A 20140-nucleotide genomic window follows, 5' to 3' on the forward strand; every position below is an offset into this window, starting at 1 on the left:
TGGCGGAAAAATGCTTATAATGCCCAGCGATTTTTCCGCGATTTATCTGCTGCGTGAGCCGATTCCTGACTGTGAATACCTGACGCCCAATTCATTCCTTTCTCTGGAAATCCAAAAGCCTTGATTCGTCTGCTGAAGTTTTTCGGGTGGTCCATCGTCGCTGTGTTCTGCGGGCTGCTCCTCGCTCTCTCCGGCGCGTTTCTCTATCTTAGTCCTGGGTTACCGTCGGTAGAGGCGCTCAGAAGTATCCAGTTGCAGATTCCCCTGCGGGTGTACAGCAGCGACGGCAAGTTGATTGCAGAATTCGGCGAAATGCGCCGCACTCCAATCCGTTTCGCCGACATTCCCCCCAACTTCATTAATGCGTTACTAAGTGCTGAAGACGATAATTTCGCCAACCACTACGGCGTCGATCCCAGCAGCCTGATGCGTGCCGCGACCCAGCTGGTCAAGAGCGGGCACATCCAGTCCGGCGGCAGCACCATCACCATGCAGGTGGCGAAGAACTTCTTCCTGAGCAGCGAACGCAGCTTCTCGCGCAAGACCACCGAGATCCTCCTGGCCCTGCAAATCGAGCGCCAACTGACCAAGGACGAGATCCTCGAGCTGTACGTCAACAAGATCTACCTGGGTAACCGCGCCTATGGCATCGAGGCCGCGGCCCAGGTGTATTACGGCAAGTCGATTCGCGATGTCAGCCTGGCGCAGATGGCGATGATCGCCGGCCTGCCCAAGGCACCGTCGCGCTTCAACCCGCTGGCCAACCCGGCGCGCAGTAAAGAGCGCCGCGACTGGATCCTCGGGCGGATGTACAAGCTCGGCAAGATCAGCGAGGCGGACTACACGGCGGCGATCAACGAGCCGCTGAACGCCAGCTATCACGTGCCGACGCCGGAAGTGAACGCACCGTACATCGCCGAGATGGCCCGCGCCGAGATGGTCGGTCGTTACGGCAGCGATGCCTATACCGAAGGTTTCCGCGTCACCACCACGGTACCGAGCGACCTGCAGGAACTGGCCAACACCGCCGTCCATGAAGGCCTGATCACCTACGACCAGCGCCATGGCTATCGCGGCCCCGAATCGCGCCTGCCCGGCAAGACCCACGCCGCCTGGGCCCAGGAACTGACCAAGCAACGCAGCATCAGCGGCCTGGAACCGGCGATCGTCACCCAGGTCGACAAGAACGGCCTGCAGGTACTGACCCGCACCGGCGAAGAGCACGTAGGTTGGGACAGCATGAAATGGGCGCGCCCGTTCCTGAACACCAACAGCATGGGCGCCGCTCCCAAGCAGCCAAGCGATGTCGCCCAGGTCGGCGACCTGATTCGCGTGCAGCGCCAGGCAGACAACTCGCTCAAGTTCCGCCAGATCCCGGTCGTTCAGGGCGCACTGGTGTCCCTCGATCCGCAAAACGGCGCCATTCGCTCGCTGGTGGGCGGCTTCGCCTTCGAGCAGAGCAACTACAACCGGGCGCTGCAGGCCAAGCGCCAACCCGGTTCCAGCTTCAAGCCGTTCGTCTATAGCGCCGCGCTGGACAATGGCTACACCGCCGCCAGCCTGGTGAACGATGCGCCGATCGTGTTCGTCGACGAGTACCTAGACAAGGTCTGGCGTCCGAAAAACGACACCAACACCTTCCTCGGCCCGATCCGCATGCGCGAGGCGCTGTACAAGTCGCGCAACCTGGTTTCGATCCGCCTCCTGCAGAGCCTGGGCGTGGACCGCACCATCGACTACATCAGCAAGTTCGGCTTCAACAAACAGGACCTGCCGCGCAACCTGTCGCTGGCCCTGGGCACCGCGACCCTGACCCCGATGGAGATCGCCACCGGCTGGAGCGTGTTCGCCAACGGCGGCTACAAGGTCACGCCGTACATCATCGACAAGATCGAAAGCCGCAACGGCGAAACCCTGTTCACCGCCAACCCGCCGAGCGTACCGGCTGGCGACACGGCCAGCAGCGGGATCGCGGCACCGGCGCAGCAGGGCTTCACGGTGGACAACGTCCCTGGCGAAACCCCGAGCCAGGCCCCTGTACAGGCACCCGCGGTGGCTGAACGCATTATCGATGGCCGCACCACCTACATCCTCAACAGCATGCTGGAAGACGTGATCAAGCTCGGCACCGGGCGGCGCGCCCTCGCCCTGGGCCGCACCGACCTGGCCGGCAAGACCGGGACCACCAACGAATCCAAGGATGCCTGGTTCTCCGGCTACAACGCCGACTACGTGACCACGGTCTGGACCGGTTTCGACCAGCCGGAAAGCCTGGGACGCCGCGAGTACGGCGGCACCGTGGCCCTGCCGATCTGGATGAACTACATGGGCGCCGCCCTCAAAGACAAGCCGGCCCATACCCAGGCCGAGCCGGAAGGCATTCTCAGCCTGCGGGTCGACCCGGTCAGCGGCCGCGCCGCGACACCGGGCACACCGAACGCCTACTTCGAACTGTTCAAGAGCGAAGACACGCCGCCTTCGGTCAACGAACTAGGCAATGGCTACGCCCCTGGCAGCCCGCTGCCGGCGGACGAGTCGGCGCCGATCGATCTGTTCTGACCGCCTTCGCGGGCAGACCTCTCCACTGGAACGAGGTCTACCCGTGACAAAGCCGCCACGGATCTCCCCCCGATCCAAAGCGACACCCACAAAAAAGCCCCGACTCTCGCGAGCCGGGGCTTTTTTTCAACGCATCTTCGGCTTAGCCGTTGAACACGTCATCCACGCTTTTGAGCGGGTAGTTCTTCGGATACGGCAGGGTCGCCACGCCGGTCTCGATAGCGGCCTTGGCCACGGCATCGGAGATCACGGTGATCAGACGGGCATCCATTGGCTTCGGAATGATGTACTCACGACCGAATTCCAGCTTGATGCCGCCGTAGGCGTCGCACACTTCCTGAGGCACCGGCAGCTTGGCCAGTTCGCGCAGGGCGTTGGCCGCGGCCACTTTCATTTCTTCGTTGATGCGCTTGGCGCGAACGTCCAGGGCACCACGGAAGATGAACGGGAAGCCCAGCACGTTGTTGACCTGGTTCGGGTAGTCCGAACGACCGGTGGCCATGATCACGTCGCTACGGGTGGTGTGTGCCAGTTCCGGGGCGATTTCCGGATCAGGGTTCGAGCAGGCGAACACGATCGGGTTGGCAGCCATGGAGCTCAGGCCTTCGGCGCTCAGCAGGTTCGGGCCGGACAGGCCAACGAACACGTCGGCACCTTTGAGGGCGTCAGCCAGGGTGCGCTTGTCGGTCGTGTGGGCGAAGACCGCCTTGTACTGGTTCAGGTCGTCGCGCTCGGAGTGGATCACACCGGTACGGTCGACCATGAAGATGTTTTCGATCTGGGCGCCCATGCTCACCAGCAGCTTCATGCAGGAGATGGCGGCGGCACCGGCGCCCAGGCAGACGATCTTCGCGTCCGACAGGGTTTTGCCAGCGATTTCCAGGGCGTTGATCATGCCGGCCGCGGTCACGATAGCGGTGCCGTGCTGGTCATCGTGGAATACCGGAATGTCGCACTGCTCGATCAGGGCGCGCTCGATCTCGAAGCACTCTGGCGCCTTGATGTCTTCCAGGTTGATGCCACCGAAAGTGATGGAGATGCGCTTGACGGTGTCGATGAAGGCTTGCGGGCTTTCGGAGTCGACTTCGATGTCGAATACGTCGATGCCGGCGAAGCGCTTGAACAGCACGCCCTTGCCTTCCATCACCGGCTTGGAGGCCAGCGGGCCGAGGTTACCCAGGCCGAGAATCGCGGTGCCATCGGAAATGACTGCAACCAGGTTGCCCTTGCCGGTGTATTTGTAGGCCAGCTCAGGATCGCGGGCGATTTCGCGTACTGGTTCGGCTACGCCGGGGCTGTAGGCCAGCGACAGGTCGCGGGCGGTAGCGGTGGCCTTGGTGAGCTCGACACTCAGTTTCCCTGGACGGGGATTGGCGTGATATTCGAGAGCGGCAGTTTTCAAATCAGACATGTGGGCATTCCGCTTTTTACTGTTGGACAGACGGACCGCCGAGGATACGCGTGTCGCAAAGTCCCTACAAGACTGACCAGTCACCCCTGTCAAGGCCCGCAGGCTACGACTTTGGGCCAAGAGCCACGGAACACAAGGGGTGGACTGTTCACAATCGAAATAAAAAATGTCTACAATTTTTTATTTATTGAACCAGCTGGAACATTCCGGGATGGGTCAACGGCAACATCCAACGCGCCTGACCCGATTTCAAGCCACCCTTGCGTGAACGGTCGAGCACCCAGCCGCGCGCCTCGATCTGCCGCCCCGGCAGGCGGTCCAGCTGCACGCCAGCGAATTGGCCAAGCAGATTGGGTGCAATGCGCAATACAACCGAATCCTGCAATTCGATCCAGACACCGCCCCGATTGCGTTGCACCTTGCTCACCCGACCACTGAGCAGCGCAAATCCGGAGGCCTTTATCTGATCCGCTTTCAGTACAGAGGATTGCCGCCACAGCCCCAGCCGGGCCTGCCGGGCGCTACGCTCGGCGGCTTGCTGGCAGCTGAACAAATCGACGTTCGGCGCAACCGCCACCTGGTAGCCCAGGCCTTCGGCAAGCAATTGCGCCTCAAGGTTGGCGCCATCGGCACCATAGACATGGGCCAGGGTCCGCCCATAGTGATCCCTGCTTTCCCGACCGGGAAGCAGGCCGACCCGACCGTTGCTGGCCTTCACCAGCGCCTGCAGGCGCTGACGGGCGGCAGCCGCGAAGGGCTCGTCGGTGCGGCCTTTCTTGCCCAGTTCCGGCGCATTGAGGCCAATCATGCGCACGCTGCGGCCATCGACGAGACGCAAGGTGTCGCCATCGACCACCCGCTGGACCTGCACAGAGGCCAGCCCGACCGGCGCCGGGCAGAACGCCTGGGCGCTGGAGAGCCAAATCGCGGACACAAAAAAGGCGCCCGCAAGGGACGCCTTTTTCATCAGCGAGGAGAAGCTGAAACAGCTTTCCAGACCGATCAGCCTTAGGCCTTTTTCGCGCCGAAAGCGCCGAAACGGTCGGCGAACTTCTGAACGCGGCCGCCGGTATCCAGAGTCTTCTGCTTACCGGTGTAGAACGGGTGGCATTCGTTGCAAACGTCGATCGCCAGCGGCTTAGCGAAGGTCGAACGAGTTTCGAACTTGTTGCCGCAGCTGCAGGTTACGGCAACTGCTGGGTATTCTGGATGGATATCGGCTTTCATGGTGTCTTCCTCAGGCTAGCGTGCCGCCACCCAACACTATTGTTGAATACCGCACGTAATTAGGCCGCGGATTCTACCAGACCTTTGCGATCACGCAAGCTGTCCCTTGCACCGACCGTCTGCTAGGCTCCGGGCCTTCTTCACCGCCCGTTCAATGAGATTTCCCCGCGTGCCCGACGCCATTTTGCGCCTCGCCCTGCCCTCCCCCCTGCGCCGCCTGTTCGATTACCGGGCCCCTGCCGGCGTACTGCGCACCCAGCTGCATCCGGGCATGCGCCTGCGAGTGCCGTTCGGTCGCCGGGAAATGATCGGCATCCTGGTCGAGGTCACGGACAGCAGCGAAGTCCCGGCCGAGAAACTCAAACCGGCACTGGCCCTGCTGGACGCCACCCCGCCGCTGCCGCCTGCGCTGTTCAAGCTGTGCCTGTGGACCGCGCAGTACTACCAGCACAGCCTCGGCGACACCCTGAGCTGGGCGCTGCCGGTCCTGCTGCGCCAGGGCGAGCCGGCCGAGGCTCGGCAGGAACGCTTCTGGTCGGTCAGCCCCGGCGCCAGTCTCGACGACCCTCGCATCGCCCGCGCCCCACGCCAGCGCGAAGCCCTGGCGACCCTGGCCCAGCACCCTCACGGCGTCGCCCACCAGTTACTGAGCAAGCTGATGCTGAGCAAGGACAGCCTGGACCTGTTGCTGGCCAAGGATCTGGTGCAGGTGGAAGTCCGTCGGCACGCCCCGGGCGAACGCCACGAACATTGGCTGGCCCAGCCGGAGCTGCCACTCAACAGCGAACAGCGCGCCGCCTATGAGGCCATCCGCTCCGGCTTCGACAGCTATCACGCCTTCCTGCTGGCCGGGGTCACCGGCAGCGGCAAGACCGAAGTCTATCTGCAGCTGATCCGCGAAACCCTGGAAGCCGGCAAGCAAGCGCTGGTGCTGATCCCGGAAATCAACCTCGGCCCGCAGACCCTGGCGCGCTTCGAACAACGTTTCAACGCCCGCATCGCCCTGCTGCACTCGGCGGTCAACGACCGCGAGCGCCTGGATGCCTGGCTGGCGGCCCGCGACGGCGAGGCCGACATTATTATCGGCACCCGCTCGGCGCTGTTCACGCCGATGAAGAACCCCGGGCTGATCATCATCGATGAAGAACACGACGGCTCCTATAAACAGCAGGAAGGCCTGCGCTACCACGCCCGCGACCTGGCCCTGGTCCGCGCCCGCCAGGAAAACATTCCTATCGTGCTGGGCTCCGCCACCCCGTCGATGGAAAGCCTGCACAACGCCTACACCGGCCGTTATGGCCTGCTGCGGCTGAACGAGCGGGCCGGAGGCGCCAAGCAGCCGCGCTTCCTGCGCCTGGATGTGAAGAGCCGGCCGCTGGACAGCGGCATTTCCGGCCCCATGCAACAAGCCATCGGCCAGACCCTGGCGGCAGGCCAGCAGGTGCTGGTGTTCCTCAATCGCCGTGGTTTCGCGCCGACCCTGCTGTGCCACGACTGCGGCTGGATGTCCGAGTGCGAACGCTGCGACGCGCGGATGACCGTGCACCAGCGCTACGGCGAACTGCGCTGCCACCACTGCGGTCACTCCGAGCGCGTGCCGCGGCATTGCCCGAAATGCGGCAAGGTCGACCTGCGCCCGGTCGGCGCCGGCACCGAGCGCGCCGAGGAGCGGCTGGCAATCCTGTTCCCGGACTACCCGGTGCTGCGGGTCGATCGCGACAGCACCTCGCGCAAGGACGCGATGAACCAGTTGTTCGCCACCATCCAGAAGGGCCAGCCCTGCATCCTCGTGGGCACCCAGATGCTCGCCAAGGGACACCACTTCCCGCGGGTAACCCTGGTCTCGATCCTCGATGCCGACGGCGGCCTGTTCTCCGGCGACTTCCGCGCCAGTGAACGCATGGCGCAGCTGATCGTCCAGGTCGCCGGGCGGGCCGGACGGGCCGAAGAGCCGGGCAAGGTGATCATCCAGACCCACCTGGCCGACCATCCGCTGCTGGTACAACTGACCGAGCAGGGTTACTTCGCCTTTGCCGAACAAGCCTTGAGCGAACGTCGCGCCGCCGGCCTGCCGCCGTTCGCCCATCTGGCGCTGCTGCGCGCCGAGGCGCACAAGCCGGGACAGGCCGAAGGCTTCCTCGACGAAGCCTGCGGCGAGGCCGAGCGCTTGCTGGCCGAGATGAACCTGGGTGGTATTGAATTGCTGGGGCCGGTACCGGCGCCCATGGAGCGCCGCGCCGGGCGTTATCGCGCGCAACTGCTGTTACAGGCCAATGCCCGGGCGCCGCTGCACAAGCTGCTGAGTCACTGGCTGCTGGTGCTGGAACAGATGCCCAGCGGGCGCCAGGTACGCTGGTCGCTGGATGTTGACCCTGTGGACCTGTATTGATAGAAAAACCGCCATCTTGGGCAAGCACACTTCTGTAGGAGCGAGCGGCGATCCGACTTGCCCGCGATAAGGCCCGAATAGCCACCGCACAGCCGGCTATAGTTGGCAAGCCCGTCTTCGCAACGGATAATGCCCAGTTTTTCCACCTGCGCATCGAAGCGCCGCCGCGCCAGCGGTTGAAAGAGAAGACCATGAAAGACACCATTCGCCAGCTCATCCAGCAAGCCATCACCCAACTCGTCACCGAAGGTGTGTTGCCAGAAGGCCTGACGCCGGCGATCCAGGTAGAAAACTCCCGCGACAAGACCCACGGCGACTTCGCCAGCAACATCGCCATGATGCTGGCCAAGCCGGCCAGCATGAAACCACGCGACCTAGCGGAAAAGATCATCGCCGCCCTGCCCGCCGACGAACAGGTCAGCAAGGCCGAGATCGCTGGCCCCGGCTTCATCAATTTCTTCCAGAACACCCAGGCCCTGGCCACCCGCCTGGATGCCGCCTTGGCCGACGCCCACCTTGGCGTGCGCAAGGCCGGCGCATTGCAGCGCACCGTGGTCGACCTGTCGGCACCGAACCTGGCCAAAGAGATGCACGTCGGCCACCTGCGCTCGACCATCATTGGCGACGGCGTGGCGCGGGTCCTGGAGTTTCTCGGCGATACCGTGATCCGCCAGAACCATGTGGGCGACTGGGGTACCCAGTTCGGCATGCTGATGGCCTACCTGCAGGAAAACCCGATCACTAGCGACGAGCTGTCGGACCTGGAAAACTTCTACCGCGCCGCCAAGCAGCGCTTCGACGAATCCGAAGAGTTCGCCGACCGTGCCCGCGGCCTGGTAGTCAAGCTGCAGGCCGGTGACGCGGACTGCCTGGAACTGTGGACCAAGTTCAAGGACATCTCCCTGTCCCACTGCCAGAAGATCTACGAACTGCTGAACGTCAAACTGACCATGGCCGACGTGATGGGCGAAAGCGCCTACAACGACGACCTGATCAACGTGGTCAACGACCTCAAGGCCAAGGGCATGCTGGTCGAGAGCAACGGCGCCCAGTGCGTGTTCCTCGACGAATTCAAGAACGCCGAAGGCGAGCCGCTGCCGGTGATCATCGTCAAGGCCGACGGCGGCTACCTGTACGCCACCACCGACCTGGCCGCCGTGCGCTACCGCAGCGGCAAGCTCAAGGCCGACCGCGCACTGTACTTCGTCGACCAGCGCCAGGCCCTGCACTTCCAGCAAGTGTTCGCGGTGGCCCGCAAGGCCGGCTTCGTGACCCACCCGATGGACATGGAGCACATGGGCTTCGGCACCATGAACGGCGCCGACGGCCGTCCGTTCAAGACCCGCGACGGCGGCACCGTGAAGCTGATCGACCTGCTGACCGAAGCCGAAGAGCGCGCCTACAGCCTGGTCAAGGAAAAGAACCCGGAGCTGGCCGAGGCCGATCTGCGCAACATCGCCAAGGTGGTGGGCATCGACTCGGTGAAATACGCCGACCTGTCCAAGCACCGCACCAGCGACTACAGCTTCAACTTCGACCTGATGCTGAACTTCGAAGGCAACACCGCGCCTTACCTGCTGTACGCCTACACCCGCGCCGCCGGTGTGTTCCGCAAGCTGGGCAAGGACTTCAGCGAAGTGCAGGGGCAGATCACCCTCGAAGCCGCCCATGAGCTGGAGCTGGCGGCCAAGCTGGCGCAGTTCGGCGAAGTGCTGAACGGCGTGGCCGACAAGGGTACGCCGCATATCCTGTGCACCTACCTGTACGACGTGGCCGGGCTGTTCTCCAGCTTCTACGAGAACTGCCCGATCCTCAGTGCCGAATCGCCGACGCAGATGCAGAGCCGCTTGCGCCTCACCGAGCTGACCCGTCGTACCCTCAAGCAAGGTCTGGAATTGCTGGGCCTGAAAGTTCTGGAGCAAATGTAAGTTGGCTGCCAAGAAAAAACCTGCACCCAAGCGTGGCGCCAGCCGTTACCAAGCTCCTGCGAAGCAACCGATTCCGGGTTGGTTGTGGATGGCCATCGGCCTGGCCGTGGGCGCCTTCATCGTGTTCCTGATGAAGCTGGAGCCAGGCAAGGGCGGTGACAGCGTCAAGCGCGAGCGGCTGGAGCAACAGAAAACCACCAAGATCGCCGAGGCCAACAAGACCCCGCCGAGCCCACAGCAACCGGTGAAGCCGAAGTACGACTTCTACACCCTGCTGCCGGAATCGGAAGTGATAGTGCCGCCGGAAGCGGTGCCGGAAAAAACCCTGCCAACACCGCAGACCGCACCGGTGGTTCCAACCACGCCGGTGACCCCGGCGGAAGCGGCGAAGATCGATACCGCGCGAGCCCAGGCCGCCCTGGCCGGCATCACCCCGCCGCCCGCACCACCGGTGGCGCAGGTGGCGAAGGCCGCGCCTGTGACCAGGTTCTTCCTGCAGGCCGGTTCGTTCCGCAAGCAGACCGATGCCGACAAGGTCCGCGCGCAGATCATCCTGCTGGGGCAATCGGTGTCCGTCGAGTCCGGCACCGTCAAGGACGAGACCTGGTACCGCGTACTGGTCGGCCCGTTCAGCAACCGCGAACAGCTGACCACCGCGCAGAAGCAATTGGCCGGCGCCGGCTTCAGCAACCTGCTGTTACAACAGCGCCAGAGCCGCTAAAGCGGCTGATCGCGAGCAAGTCCGCTCCGCATCCCCTGCAGGAGCGGACTTGCCCGCGATGGCGTCCTCCCCCGGCGTCCACTCTCCCGCCAAGAAATACCGCTCGTCCCACAACCCCCAGCGCAGTTGAAAAACCCCGCGTCACCCCCATATGAGTTCCCATCAGGGCATTTTCGCCCCGCAGCGTGGAGACTCTCCCCTTGACCACCATCGTTTCAGTCCGCCGCTTCGGCAAAGTCGTCATGGGCGGCGACGGCCAGGTTTCCCTCGGCAACACCGTGATGAAAGGCAACGCGAAAAAAGTTCGCCGCCTGTATCACGGCCAGGTCATCGCCGGCTTTGCCGGGGCCACCGCTGACGCCTTCACCCTGTTCGAACGCTTCGAAGGCCAGCTTGAAAAGCATCAGGGGCATCTGGTACGCGCCGCCGTCGAACTGGCCAAGGAATGGCGTACCGATCGCTCCCTCAGCCGCCTCGAAGCCATGCTCGCGGTCGCCAACAAGGACGCCTCCTTGATCATCACCGGCAACGGTGACGTGGTCGAGCCGGAAGACGGCCTGATCGCCATGGGCTCCGGCGGCGCCTACGCCCAGGCCGCGGCCAGCGCCCTGCTGAAGAAAACCGACCTGTCGGCCCGCGAAATCGTCGAAACCGCCTTGGGCATCGCCGGCGACATCTGCGTATTCACCAACCACACCCAGACCATTGAGGAGCAGGATCTCGCGGAATAAGCCTGTTTCGGCCATCGCGCCACGGCATTCATTCTTGCTTGAGGACCGCCAATTACTATGCCCATGACTCCCCGCGAAATCGTCCACGAACTCAACCGCCATATCATCGGCCAGGACGATGCCAAGCGCGCCGTCGCCATCGCGCTGCGTAACCGCTGGCGCCGCATGCAGTTGCCTGAAGAGCTGCGTGTCGAAGTGACCCCGAAGAACATCCTGATGATCGGCCCGACCGGTGTCGGCAAGACCGAGATCGCCCGGCGCCTGGCCAAGCTGGCCAACGCTCCGTTCATCAAGGTCGAAGCGACCAAGTTCACCGAAGTCGGTTATGTCGGCCGCGACGTTGAATCGATCATCCGCGACCTGGCCGATGCCGCGATCAAATTGTTCCGCGAACAGGAAATGACCCGCGTGCGCCACCGCGCCGAAGACGCCGCCGAAGAACGCATCCTCGATGCCCTGCTGCCGCCGGCACGCATGGGTTTCAGCAACGAGGACGCCGCCCCGGCCCAGGACTCCAACACCCGCCAGCTGTTCCGCAAGCGCCTGCGCGAAGGCCAGCTGGACGACAAGGAAATCGAGATCGAAGTGGCTGAAGTCAGCGGCGTCGACATTTCCGCGCCACCGGGCATGGAAGAGATGACCAACCAGCTGCAGAGCCTCTTCGCCAACATGGGCAAGGGCCAGCGCAAGAACCGCAAGCTCAAGATCAAGGACGCGCTCAAGCTGATCCGCGACGAAGAAGCCAGCCGCCTGGTCAACGATGAAGAACTCAAGGCCAAGGCCCTGGAAGCGGTCGAACAGCACGGCATCGTGTTCATCGACGAAATCGACAAGGTTGCCAAGCGCGGTAACTCCGGTGGCGTCGACGTATCCCGCGAAGGCGTCCAGCGCGACCTGCTGCCGCTGATCGAGGGCTGCACCGTCAACACCAAGCTGGGCATGGTCAAGACCGACCACATCCTGTTCATCGCTTCCGGCGCGTTCCACCTGAGCAAGCCAAGCGACCTGGTGCCCGAGCTGCAAGGCCGCCTGCCGATCCGCGTCGAGCTCAAGGCGCTGTCGCCGGAAGACTTCGAGCGGATTCTCAGCGAGCCTCACGCCTCCCTGACCGAGCAATACCGCGAGTTGCTGAAAACCGAAGGCTTGGTCATCGAGTTCCAGGCGGACGGTATCAAGCGCCTGGCGGAGATCGCCTGGCAGGTCAACGAGAAGACCGAAAACATCGGTGCCCGTCGCCTGCACACCCTGCTCGAGCGCTTGCTCGAAGAGGTGTCATTCAGCGCCGGCGACCTGGCCAGCGCCCACAACGAAGAGCCGATCCGCATCGACGCCGCCTACGTCAACAGCCACCTGGGCGAATTGGCGCAGAACGAAGACCTGTCCCGTTACATCCTCTAAGCGGCAAGCCATAAGCTTCAAGCTGCAAGTTGACCGCCGTCATCTTGTAGCTTGCGGCTTGCAGCTTTAAGCTGCCCCCATGACCAGACTTCCCACCGCCATCAACCTGCACAAAGCCTCGAAGACCCTGACGCTGACCTACGCGCCAGACGAGGTCTATCACCTGCCCGCCGAATTCCTGCGGGTGCACTCCCCCTCCGCCGAGGTCCAGGGCCACGGCAAACCCATCCTGCAATTTGGCAAGATCGGCGTCGGCCTGACAAAGGTCGAACCGGCCGGTCAGTACGCACTGAAATTGACCTTCGACGACGGGCATGACAGCGGCCTGTTCACCTGGGACTACCTGTACCAGTTGGCGGTGCGTCAGGACGATCTGTGGAAGGATTATCTTGCCGAACTTCAAGCAGCCGGAAAGTCCCGCGATCCAAATGAGTCTATCGTCAAGCTGATGCTCTAGATCAGACCTCTGAAGCTTTAGAGGGCATTTTCTAGATTCATCTGTTTGAATGCTGGGCTGCATGGCTAACGATTGGCCTGCTTGCGAAAAAAATTAAACTCGGGTAACCAATGGAGCTGGCAAGTTCCCTGCAGTGTTCTCTGAACAAAAAAGCAGTAATGCAGAATCAACGGTCACCCGAGCAGTAGTACCTGGCATTTTTGCTGTGTGACTACACAGCAGGTCCGGTACTCGTCTCAGGACAATGGAGCGTCGTAGATGAGTAACAAGAATAACGATGACCTGAAACGCCAAGCCTCGGAAAACACTCTGGGCCTGAATCCTGTCATCGGTTTACGTCGGAAAGATCTGCTTACCTCTGCTCGTATGGTGCTGACCCAGGCCATCAGACAACCGCTGCACAGCGCCAAACATGTGGCCCATTTCGGCGTCGAATTGAAGAACGTGATGTTCGGAAAATCGACGCTGCAGCCGGAGAGCGATGACCGTCGCTTCAACGATCCGGCCTGGAGCCAGAACCCACTGTACAAGCGTTATCTGCAAACCTACCTGGCGTGGCGCAAGGAGCTTCACGACTGGATCGGCCAGAGCAACCTTTCCGAACAGGACATCAGTCGCGGCCACTTCGTCATCAACCTGATGACCGAAGCCATGGCGCCGACCAACACCGCCGCCAACCCCGCGGCGGTCAAACGCTTCTTCGAAACCGGCGGTAAAAGCCTGCTCGATGGCCTCTCCCATCTGGCCAAGGACCTGGTGCACAACGGCGGCATGCCGAGCCAGGTCAACATGGACGCCTTCGAGATCGGCAAGAACCTGGGCACCAGTGAAGGCGCAGTGGTGTTTCGCAACGACGTGCTGGAACTGATCCAGTACCGCCCGGTGACCGAACAGGTGCACGAGCGCCCGCTGCTGGTGGTGCCGCCACAGATCAACAAGTTCTATGTCTTCGACCTCAGCCCGGACAAGAGCCTGGCGCGCTTCTGCCTGCGCAACGGCTTGCAGACCTTTATCGTCAGTTGGCGCAACCCGACCAAGGCGCAGCGCGAGTGGGGCCTGTCGACCTACATCGAAGCGCTGAAAGAAGCGGTCGACGTGGTCACCGCCATCACCGGCAGCAAGGACGTGAACATGCTCGGAGCCTGCTCCGGCGGCATCACCTGCACCGCACTGCTGGGGCACTACGCAGCCCTGGGCGAGAAGAAGGTCAATGCCCTGACCCTGCTGGTCAGCGTGCTCGATACCACCCTCGATACCCAGGTGGCGCTGTTCGTCGACGAGCAGACCCTGGAGGCCGCCAAGCGTCACTCCTATCAGGCCGGCGTGCTGGAAGGCCGCGACATGGCCAAGGTCTTCGCCTGGATGCGGCCCAACGACTTGATCTGGAACTACTGGGTGAACAACTACCTGCTGGGCAACGAGCCGCCGGTGTTCGACATCCTGTTCTGGAACAACGACACCACCCGGTTGCCCGCGGCCTTCCACGGCGACCTGATCGAAATGTTCAAAAACAATCCGCTAATCCGCCCCAACGCACTGGAAGTGTGCGGCACGCCGATCGACCTGAAGCAGGTCACCGCCGACATCTTCTCCCTGGCCGGCACCAACGACCACATCACCCCGTGGAAGTCCTGCTACAAGTCCGCCCAGCTGTTCGGCGGCAAGGTCGAATTCGTCCTCTCCAGCAGCGGGCATATCCAGAGCATCCTCAACCCGCCAGGCAACCCCAAGTCGCGCTACATGACCAGCGAAGAGATGCCGGCCAGCGCCGACGTCTGGCAGGAAAACTCGACCAAGCACACCGACTCCTGGTGGCTGCACTGGCAGGCCTGGCAGGCGGAGCGTTCGGGCAAACTGAAAAAGACGCCGAGCATTCTCGGCAACAAGGCGTATCCAGCGGCCGAGGCGGCGCCGGGTACTTATGTTCATGAACGTTAGCCGATAGCAAGCCTGTAGGATCGGGCCGCTTGCGAGCATGCGGCTGCGCAAGCGACTCTCTCCTACAGGCAACGATTCCACCAACAGGGCCAAGGCATGCCTCAACCGTTCATCTTTCGCACCGTCGACCTGGATGGCCAGACCATCCGCACCGCGGTACGCCCAGGCAAGCCTCACTTGACACCCTTGCTGATCTTCAATGGTATCGGCGCCAACCTGGAGCTGGTGTTTCCATTCGTCCAGGCTCTGGACCCGGACCTGGAAGTCATCGCCTTCGACGTACCGGGCGTGGGTGGCTCCTCGACGCCAAGCCGCCCCTACCGGTTTCCCGGCCTGGCCAAGTTGACCGCGCGCATGCTCGATTACCTCGACTACGGGCAGGTCAATGTGGTCGGGGTGTCCTGGGGCGGGGCACTGGCCCAGCAGTTCGCCTACGACTACCCCGAACGCTGCAAGAAACTGGTGCTGGCCGCCACCGCCGCAGGCGCCTTCATGGTGCCGGGCAAACCCAAGGTGCTGTGGATGATGGCCAGCCCGCGGCGCTACATCCAGCCCTCCCATGTGATCCGCATCGCCCCCCTGATCTACGGCGGCTCGTTCCGCCGTGATCCCAACCTCGCCGCCGAACATGCCAGCAAGGTCCGCTCGGCGGGCAAGCTGGGCTACTACTGGCAATTGTTCGCCGGCCTCGGCTGGACCAGCATCCACTGGCTGCACAAGATCCACCAGCCGACCCTGGTGCTGGCCGGCGACGACGACCCGCTGATCCCACTGATCAACATGCGCATGCTGGCGTGGCGCATTCCCAATGCCCAGCTACACATCATCGACGACGGGCATCTGTTCCTGATTACCCGGGCCGAAGCCGTGGCGCCGATCATCATGAAATTCCTCGAGGAGGAACGACAACGGGCAGTGATGCACCCGCATCCGACGCCGTTCAGCGGTACGTAGCAAAAAGCGTCTGCCGACAGGATCGTCGCGCGCAGGATGGTTCAGGACCGACTATGGTGTTTGTCTTGGTGTGCTTGTTGATGGCTTGACGAAGGAGTGTTGAAGCATGCGAGACAAACCAACGGCGGGCTCGCTGCCCACGCCCGCCACCTACATCACTGCCCAGAGTGCCATCACCGGCCTGCGTGGCCGTGACTTGTTGTCGACTCTGCGCAGCGTGGCCACTTATGGCCTGCGCAACCCGGTGCACAGCGCCCGCCATGCCTTGGCGCTAGGTGGCCAATTGGGCCGTGTACTACTGGGCGAAACACTGCACAAACCCAACCCCCAGGACAGCCGGTTCTCCGATCCGACCTGGAGCCTGAACCCGTTTTACCGACGTGGCCTGCAGGCCTATCTCAGTTGGCAGAAGCAAATCAAAAGCTGGATCGACGACAGCGGCATGAGCGCGGACGACCGAGCCCGCGCGCACTTTGCCTTCAACTTGCTCAACGATGCGGTGGCACCGTCCAACACCCTGCTCAATCCGCTGGCGATCAAGGAAATCTTCAACTCCGGCGGCAACAGCGTGATCCGCGGCATCAGTCATCTGGTCGACGACCTGCTGCATAACAACGGCCTGCCCAGCCAGGTCACCAAACAGGCCTTCGAGGTCGGCAGGAGCCTGGCCACCACCCCCGGTTCGGTGGTGTTTCGCAACGAGCTGCTGGAACTGATCCAGTACAAGCCGATGAGCGAAAAACAGTACGCCCGGCCCTTGCTGATAGTGCCGCCACAGATCAACAAGTTCTATATCTTCGACCTCAGCCCCACCAACAGCTTCGTGCAGTTCGCCCTGAAAAACGGCCTGCAGACCTTCATCATCAGCTGGCGCAACCCCGATGTCCGGCATCGTGAATGGGGCCTGTCGAGCTATGTCGAGGCCGTGGAGGAAGCCATGAATGCCTGCCGGGCGATCACCGGCAGTCGTGACGTGAACCTGATGGGTGCCTGTGCCGGCGGCCTGACCATTGCCGCCCTGCAAGGCCACCTGCAAGCCAAGCGACAACTGCGTCGGGTCGCCAGCTCCACCTACCTGGTCAGCCTGCTGGATAGCCAGCTGGACAGCCCGGCGACCCTGTTCGCCGACGAACAGACCCTGGAGGCAGCCAAGCGCCGCTCCTATCAACGCGGCGTGCTTGACGGTCGCGACATGGCCAAGGTGTTCGCCTGGATGCGACCCAACGACCTGATCTGGAACTACTGGGTCAACAACTACTTGCTGGGCAAAGAGCCGCCGGCATTCGACATCCTCTACTGGAACAACGACAACACCCGGCTGCCGGCTGCCTTTCATGGCGATCTGCTGGATTTCTTCAAGCACAACCCGATGAGTCATCCCGGGGGCCTGGAAGTGTGCGGCACGCCAATCGACCTGCAAAAGGTTACGGTCGACAGCTTCAGCGTCGCCGGCATCAACGACCACATCACCCCCTGGGATGCGGTGTATCGCTCGACCCTGCTGCTGGGCGGCGACAAGCGCTTTGTGCTGTCCAACAGCGGGCATGTGCAGAGCATCCTCAACCCGCCGAGCAACCCCAAGGCCAACTACGTCGAAAACGGCAAGCTCAGCAGCGATCCGCGGGCCTGGTACTACGACGCCAAGCACGTCGACGGCAGTTGGTGGACGCAATGGCTGGAGTGGATCCAGCAGCGTTCCGGCGCCCAGCGCGAAACCCTGATGACCCTGGGCAACCAGAACTACCCACCGATGGAGGCGGCGCCTGGCACCTACGTGCGCGTCCGCTGAATTTCCCCGCGCCGCGGCCCGAGGGTCGCGGCCTGACTGAACAACCAAGAAGACTGGATGAAAACCCGCGACCGGATACTCGAATGCGCCCTGCAGCTGTTCAATCACAAGGGCGAACCCAATGTCTCGACCATGGAAGTTGCCAACGAAATGGGGATCAGCCCCGGCAACCTCTACTACCACTTTCACGGCAAGGAGCCGCTGGTCCTCGGGTTGTTCGAGCGCTTTCAGAATGAGCTGGCGCCCCTGCTCGATCCGCCCGCCGATGTGCACCTGGCTCCCGAAGACTACTGGCTGTTCCTGCACCTGATCGTCGAGCGCCTGGCGCACTACCGCTTCCTGTTCCAGGACCTGTCCAACCTGGCCGGACGCCTGCCGAAGCTGGCCAAGGGAATTCGCAACCTGCTCAACGCCCTGAAGCGCACCCTGGCCTCGCTGCTGGCCAGGCTCAAGGCTTCAGGTCAACTGGTCAGCGATACCCAGGCACTGGGACAACTGGTGGAACAGATCACCATGACCCTGCTGTTCTCGCTGGACTATCAGCGCATTCTCGATCGCGAGGGCGAGGTACGGGTGGTGGTCTACCAGATCATGATGCTGGTGGCGCCGCACCTGCTGCCACCGGCGAAACTGGCCACCGAGCAGATGGCCCTGCATTACCTCGACGAGCACGATTGACCGACGTCGCAAGAGCCCCACGAACAAAAACGCCCGACCTTTGCAGGCCGGGCGTTTTTGTATGCCCCGAAAAACTCAGGACTGACTGGTTGGCGTCGCGGGTGCTGGCGCGGCAGTCGGGGTGACGGCAGGGGTTGGCGCCACTGCGGAGTTCGCAGGGCTGACCGGTGCTGCCGGCTTGGCGGCAACCGCAGGCTTCGGTGCAGCGGCCTTGGGTGCTGCCGGTTTCTTCACTGCTGGTTTCTTCGCCGCCGGTTTCGCAGCGGGCTTGGCCGCTGGTTTTGCCGCTGGCTTGGCGGCTACCGGCTTGGCGGCAGGTTTTGCAGCCGGCTTGGCCGCCGCAGTTTTGGCTGCCGGTTTCGCCGCAGGCTTGGCTGCTGCCTTGGCCGGAGCCTTGGCTGCCGGCTTGGCCGCTGCTTTAGCCAGAGGCTTGGCCGCCGGTTTGGCCGCTGCAGTCTTGGCCGCGATCGGAGCCACCTTGGCGCCTGTGAGTTTTTCGATCTGTTTGGTCAGGGTGTCGACCTTGCTGTGCAGCGCCTTGACTTCATTGCGGCTAGGCACGCCCAGACGCGAAATGGCACTGTTCAAGCGCTTGTCGAATGCACCTTCCAGCTCGTCCCACTTGCCCAGCGCGCGGTCCTTGACGCCACTGATGCGCGATTTTGCCGAGCTCGCGGAGTCCTTGGCGGCGTCGACTTTCTTGCCGACAGCGCTTTTGGTGAGCTTCTCGGCTTTCTCGCCATCCTTGACCAGCGACTCGAAAAGCTTGCTGCCGTCAGTGTCGATTTTCGAGTACACGCCTAAACCAGCAAGCCAGATTTTACGGGAGTAGTCTTCGACCTTCCCGATCCACGAGCTGCCTTCTTTTTCAGTATTCTTTTTACCAGCCATCCCGTTCTCCTTAATGTTTACGCGCGACACGTTCGAGCAATGCCGTCAGCTCATCGAGCTTAGCAGAGAGTGTCTCAACGTCATGTTTAGACGGAATGCCGATGCGATTCAAGGCACTTGCGACGCGCGTGTCAAAAGCCTTCTCGACTTTATCCAGTTGCACTTCGACTTTGCCTCTGAGACTGGTGACATCCCCCTTCACACTATCAATCTGACTGTTGGCGGCCTCAAGTTGTTCAGTCACAACTTTTTTGCCTTTCTTTTCAACAGTTTGACCAGCCTTAACGAGTTCTTGAAAGTACTCGCTGCCCTCTTGGCCAACCTTGGTGTAGGCACCCAGGCCTGCCAGCCAGATCTTGCGGGCATAGGATTTGACTTCACTCAGAGTGGTTGATGCGGCATCAACTTTTTTCTTCAGAATTACTTTGGCCATAGTGCACCTCACGCGCAGAAGGTTTGAGGAACTGCCCGCAGGAAAGTGGGCTCAGGCACAAAGTAGTGAGAAAAATTAGAATCGGCACCCTAACCAATGTCATAAAAGAGTGGACGGTTATTGGAAAAGCCAACTCGCCAACGATGCTTTCCCAGGCGTCATGACAACACCCGAAATCGCCGGCAAGCCGACTTCCGCGAAAGCGCCTCAGACCAGGGCTTTATCCAGCGCCTTTTCGATTTCCGACTTGATCATGCCGCTCATGGCGGACATCAACAGGCCCAGCTCGACATCGACCCTGATCGAATCGTCGCCCACCTGCACCGCACCTTTGACCCCCGAACGCTTGAGGTTCAGGGTATCGCCCGACCACTGCGGCTCCAGGCCATACTGATCGGCCAGTTTCTGCGCCAACTGGTCAGCCTTTTCGCGGGCTGCCTCCTTACCCAGGCCGTGGGCACGCTCAACACTTATACGGGCCATTGAATGACTCCTGATTTATCGGGACTTGCCTTGAGCGTCTTGAGCTGCGCTGCGTCAAAACGCCCCGGCGCTTCACTATCTTACATTCAGCCTTGCCAAGACAAAGACCGCCACCGGGATTAGAATGTCCCGCATTCTCTTTTGGTGACAGCG

General features: G+C 62.2%; 17 protein-coding genes. 11 read left to right on the plus strand and 6 right to left on the minus strand.

The annotated features are described in order from the left end of the window. Positions 1–123: 123 nt before the first annotated feature. Positions 124–2559: a penicillin-binding protein 1A gene (locus tag AC07VU_RS08885; RefSeq protein ID WP_172963018.1), complete on the plus strand. Its 2436-nt coding sequence runs from the start codon at positions 124–126 to the stop codon at positions 2557–2559. 142 nt (positions 2560–2701) lie between these two features. On the opposite strand, the gene AC07VU_RS08890 is transcribed toward AC07VU_RS08885, so the two are convergent. The 3 genes from AC07VU_RS08890 to rpmE form a co-directional block, all read right to left on the minus strand. Further along, positions 2702–3970 (minus strand): malic enzyme-like NAD(P)-binding protein, encoded by a 1269-nt coding sequence (locus AC07VU_RS08890; RefSeq protein ID WP_495029747.1) that lies wholly within the window; start codon positions 3968–3970, stop codon positions 2702–2704. Positions 3971–4154: 184 nt separating this feature from the next. After that, a complete protein-coding gene (locus tag AC07VU_RS08895) occupies positions 4155–4937 on the minus strand; it encodes a thermonuclease family protein (protein ID WP_274305305.1) in 783 nt (260 codons plus the stop codon). Positions 4938–4978: 41 nt separating this feature from the next. Next, positions 4979–5197: a 50S ribosomal protein L31 gene (gene rpmE, locus AC07VU_RS08900; protein ID WP_007925855.1), complete on the minus strand. Its 219-nt coding sequence runs from the start codon at positions 5195–5197 to the stop codon at positions 4979–4981. Positions 5198–5366: 169 nt separating this feature from the next. Here rpmE and AC07VU_RS08905 point away from each other — a divergent pair, with 169 nt between their 5' ends. The 10 genes from AC07VU_RS08905 to AC07VU_RS08950 all read left to right on the plus strand — a co-directional run bounded on the left by AC07VU_RS08905 (position 5367) and on the right by AC07VU_RS08950 (position 18180). Beyond that, positions 5367–7586, plus strand: coding sequence for a primosomal protein N' (locus AC07VU_RS08905; protein WP_150048581.1), 2220 nt, complete (start codon positions 5367–5369; stop codon positions 7584–7586). A gap of 191 nt (positions 7587–7777) precedes the next feature. Continuing rightward, positions 7778–9514 carry an arginine--tRNA ligase gene (gene argS / locus AC07VU_RS08910; protein WP_495029748.1) on the plus strand — a complete coding sequence of 579 codons (1737 nt, stop codon included), beginning with the start codon at positions 7778–7780 and terminating at the stop codon, positions 9512–9514. A gap of 1 nt (position 9515) precedes the next feature. Continuing rightward, on the plus strand, positions 9516–10235 hold the full coding sequence (locus AC07VU_RS08915) for an SPOR domain-containing protein (protein ID WP_007925864.1): 720 nt from the start codon (positions 9516–9518) through the stop codon (positions 10233–10235). A 200-nt stretch (positions 10236–10435) separates the two neighbouring features. Next, on the plus strand, positions 10436–10966 hold the full coding sequence (gene hslV, locus AC07VU_RS08920; RefSeq protein WP_007925866.1) for an ATP-dependent protease subunit HslV: 531 nt from the start codon (positions 10436–10438) through the stop codon (positions 10964–10966). Positions 10967–11023: 57 nt separating this feature from the next. Further along, on the plus strand, positions 11024–12364 hold the full coding sequence (hslU, locus tag AC07VU_RS08925; protein ID WP_007925868.1) for an ATP-dependent protease ATPase subunit HslU: 1341 nt from the start codon (positions 11024–11026) through the stop codon (positions 12362–12364). 79 nt (positions 12365–12443) lie between these two features. Beyond that, positions 12444–12821: a gamma-butyrobetaine hydroxylase family protein gene (locus tag AC07VU_RS08930; protein WP_007925870.1), complete on the plus strand. Its 378-nt coding sequence runs from the start codon at positions 12444–12446 to the stop codon at positions 12819–12821. 258 nt (positions 12822–13079) lie between these two features. Continuing rightward, the gene (gene phaC / locus AC07VU_RS08935) at positions 13080–14759 is read left to right on the plus strand and encodes a class II poly(R)-hydroxyalkanoic acid synthase (protein ID WP_087089764.1); all 1680 of its coding nucleotides are present in this window, start codon (positions 13080–13082) and stop codon (positions 14757–14759) included. A gap of 96 nt (positions 14760–14855) precedes the next feature. Further along, positions 14856–15713: a poly(3-hydroxyalkanoate) depolymerase gene (gene phaZ / locus AC07VU_RS08940; protein WP_007925872.1), complete on the plus strand. Its 858-nt coding sequence runs from the start codon at positions 14856–14858 to the stop codon at positions 15711–15713. Between the two features lie 106 nt (positions 15714–15819). Beyond that, positions 15820–17502 (plus strand): class II poly(R)-hydroxyalkanoic acid synthase, encoded by a 1683-nt coding sequence (phaC, locus tag AC07VU_RS08945; protein WP_457275476.1) that lies wholly within the window; start codon positions 15820–15822, stop codon positions 17500–17502. Positions 17503–17559: 57 nt separating this feature from the next. Then, positions 17560–18180, plus strand: coding sequence for a TetR/AcrR family transcriptional regulator (locus AC07VU_RS08950; RefSeq protein ID WP_277587693.1), 621 nt, complete (start codon positions 17560–17562; stop codon positions 18178–18180). A gap of 75 nt (positions 18181–18255) precedes the next feature. Here the strand turns inward: AC07VU_RS08950 and AC07VU_RS08955 are convergent, their stop codons facing one another. From AC07VU_RS08955 to AC07VU_RS08965, 3 genes are all read right to left on the minus strand, one after another. Continuing rightward, positions 18256–19071 (minus strand): phasin family protein, encoded by an 816-nt coding sequence (locus AC07VU_RS08955; protein ID WP_274305302.1) that lies wholly within the window; start codon positions 19069–19071, stop codon positions 18256–18258. A 10-nt stretch (positions 19072–19081) separates the two neighbouring features. After that, positions 19082–19504: a phasin family protein gene (locus AC07VU_RS08960; protein ID WP_007925877.1), complete on the minus strand. Its 423-nt coding sequence runs from the start codon at positions 19502–19504 to the stop codon at positions 19082–19084. Between the two features lie 207 nt (positions 19505–19711). After that, positions 19712–19987 carry a polyhydroxyalkanoic acid system family protein gene (locus AC07VU_RS08965; protein ID WP_007925878.1) on the minus strand — a complete coding sequence of 92 codons (276 nt, stop codon included), beginning with the start codon at positions 19985–19987 and terminating at the stop codon, positions 19712–19714. Between the last annotated feature and the right edge of the window lie 153 nt (positions 19988–20140).

The organism is Pseudomonas sp. GW821-FHT02B10, from assembly GCF_059421865.1.

Excerpts from the sequence above, each read along its gene's own strand:
- AC07VU_RS08960 (WP_007925877.1), bottom strand. The coding sequence starts at position 19,504 with ATGGCCAAAGTAATTCTGAAGAAAAAAGTTGATGCCGCATCAACCACT.
- AC07VU_RS08930 (WP_007925870.1), top strand. The coding sequence starts at position 12,444 with ATGACCAGACTTCCCACCGCCATCAACCTGCACAAAGCCTCGAAGACC.
- AC07VU_RS08955 (WP_274305302.1), bottom strand. The coding sequence starts at position 19,071 with ATGGCTGGTAAAAAGAATACTGAAAAAGAAGGCAGCTCGTGGATCGGG.
- phaZ (WP_007925872.1), top strand. The coding sequence starts at position 14,856 with ATGCCTCAACCGTTCATCTTTCGCACCGTCGACCTGGATGGCCAGACC.
- argS (WP_495029748.1), top strand. The coding sequence starts at position 7,778 with ATGAAAGACACCATTCGCCAGCTCATCCAGCAAGCCATCACCCAACTC.
- phaC (WP_087089764.1), top strand. The coding sequence starts at position 13,080 with ATGAGTAACAAGAATAACGATGACCTGAAACGCCAAGCCTCGGAAAAC.
- rpmE (WP_007925855.1), bottom strand. The coding sequence starts at position 5,197 with ATGAAAGCCGATATCCATCCAGAATACCCAGCAGTTGCCGTAACCTGC.
- hslU (WP_007925868.1), top strand. The coding sequence starts at position 11,024 with ATGCCCATGACTCCCCGCGAAATCGTCCACGAACTCAACCGCCATATC.
- AC07VU_RS08895 (WP_274305305.1), bottom strand. The coding sequence starts at position 4,937 with ATGAAAAAGGCGTCCCTTGCGGGCGCCTTTTTTGTGTCCGCGATTTGG.
- phaC (WP_457275476.1), top strand. The coding sequence starts at position 15,820 with ATGCGAGACAAACCAACGGCGGGCTCGCTGCCCACGCCCGCCACCTAC.
- AC07VU_RS08950 (WP_277587693.1), top strand. The coding sequence starts at position 17,560 with ATGAAAACCCGCGACCGGATACTCGAATGCGCCCTGCAGCTGTTCAAT.
- AC07VU_RS08890 (WP_495029747.1), bottom strand. The coding sequence starts at position 3,970 with ATGTCTGATTTGAAAACTGCCGCTCTCGAATATCACGCCAATCCCCGT.
- AC07VU_RS08965 (WP_007925878.1), bottom strand. The coding sequence starts at position 19,987 with ATGGCCCGTATAAGTGTTGAGCGTGCCCACGGCCTGGGTAAGGAGGCA.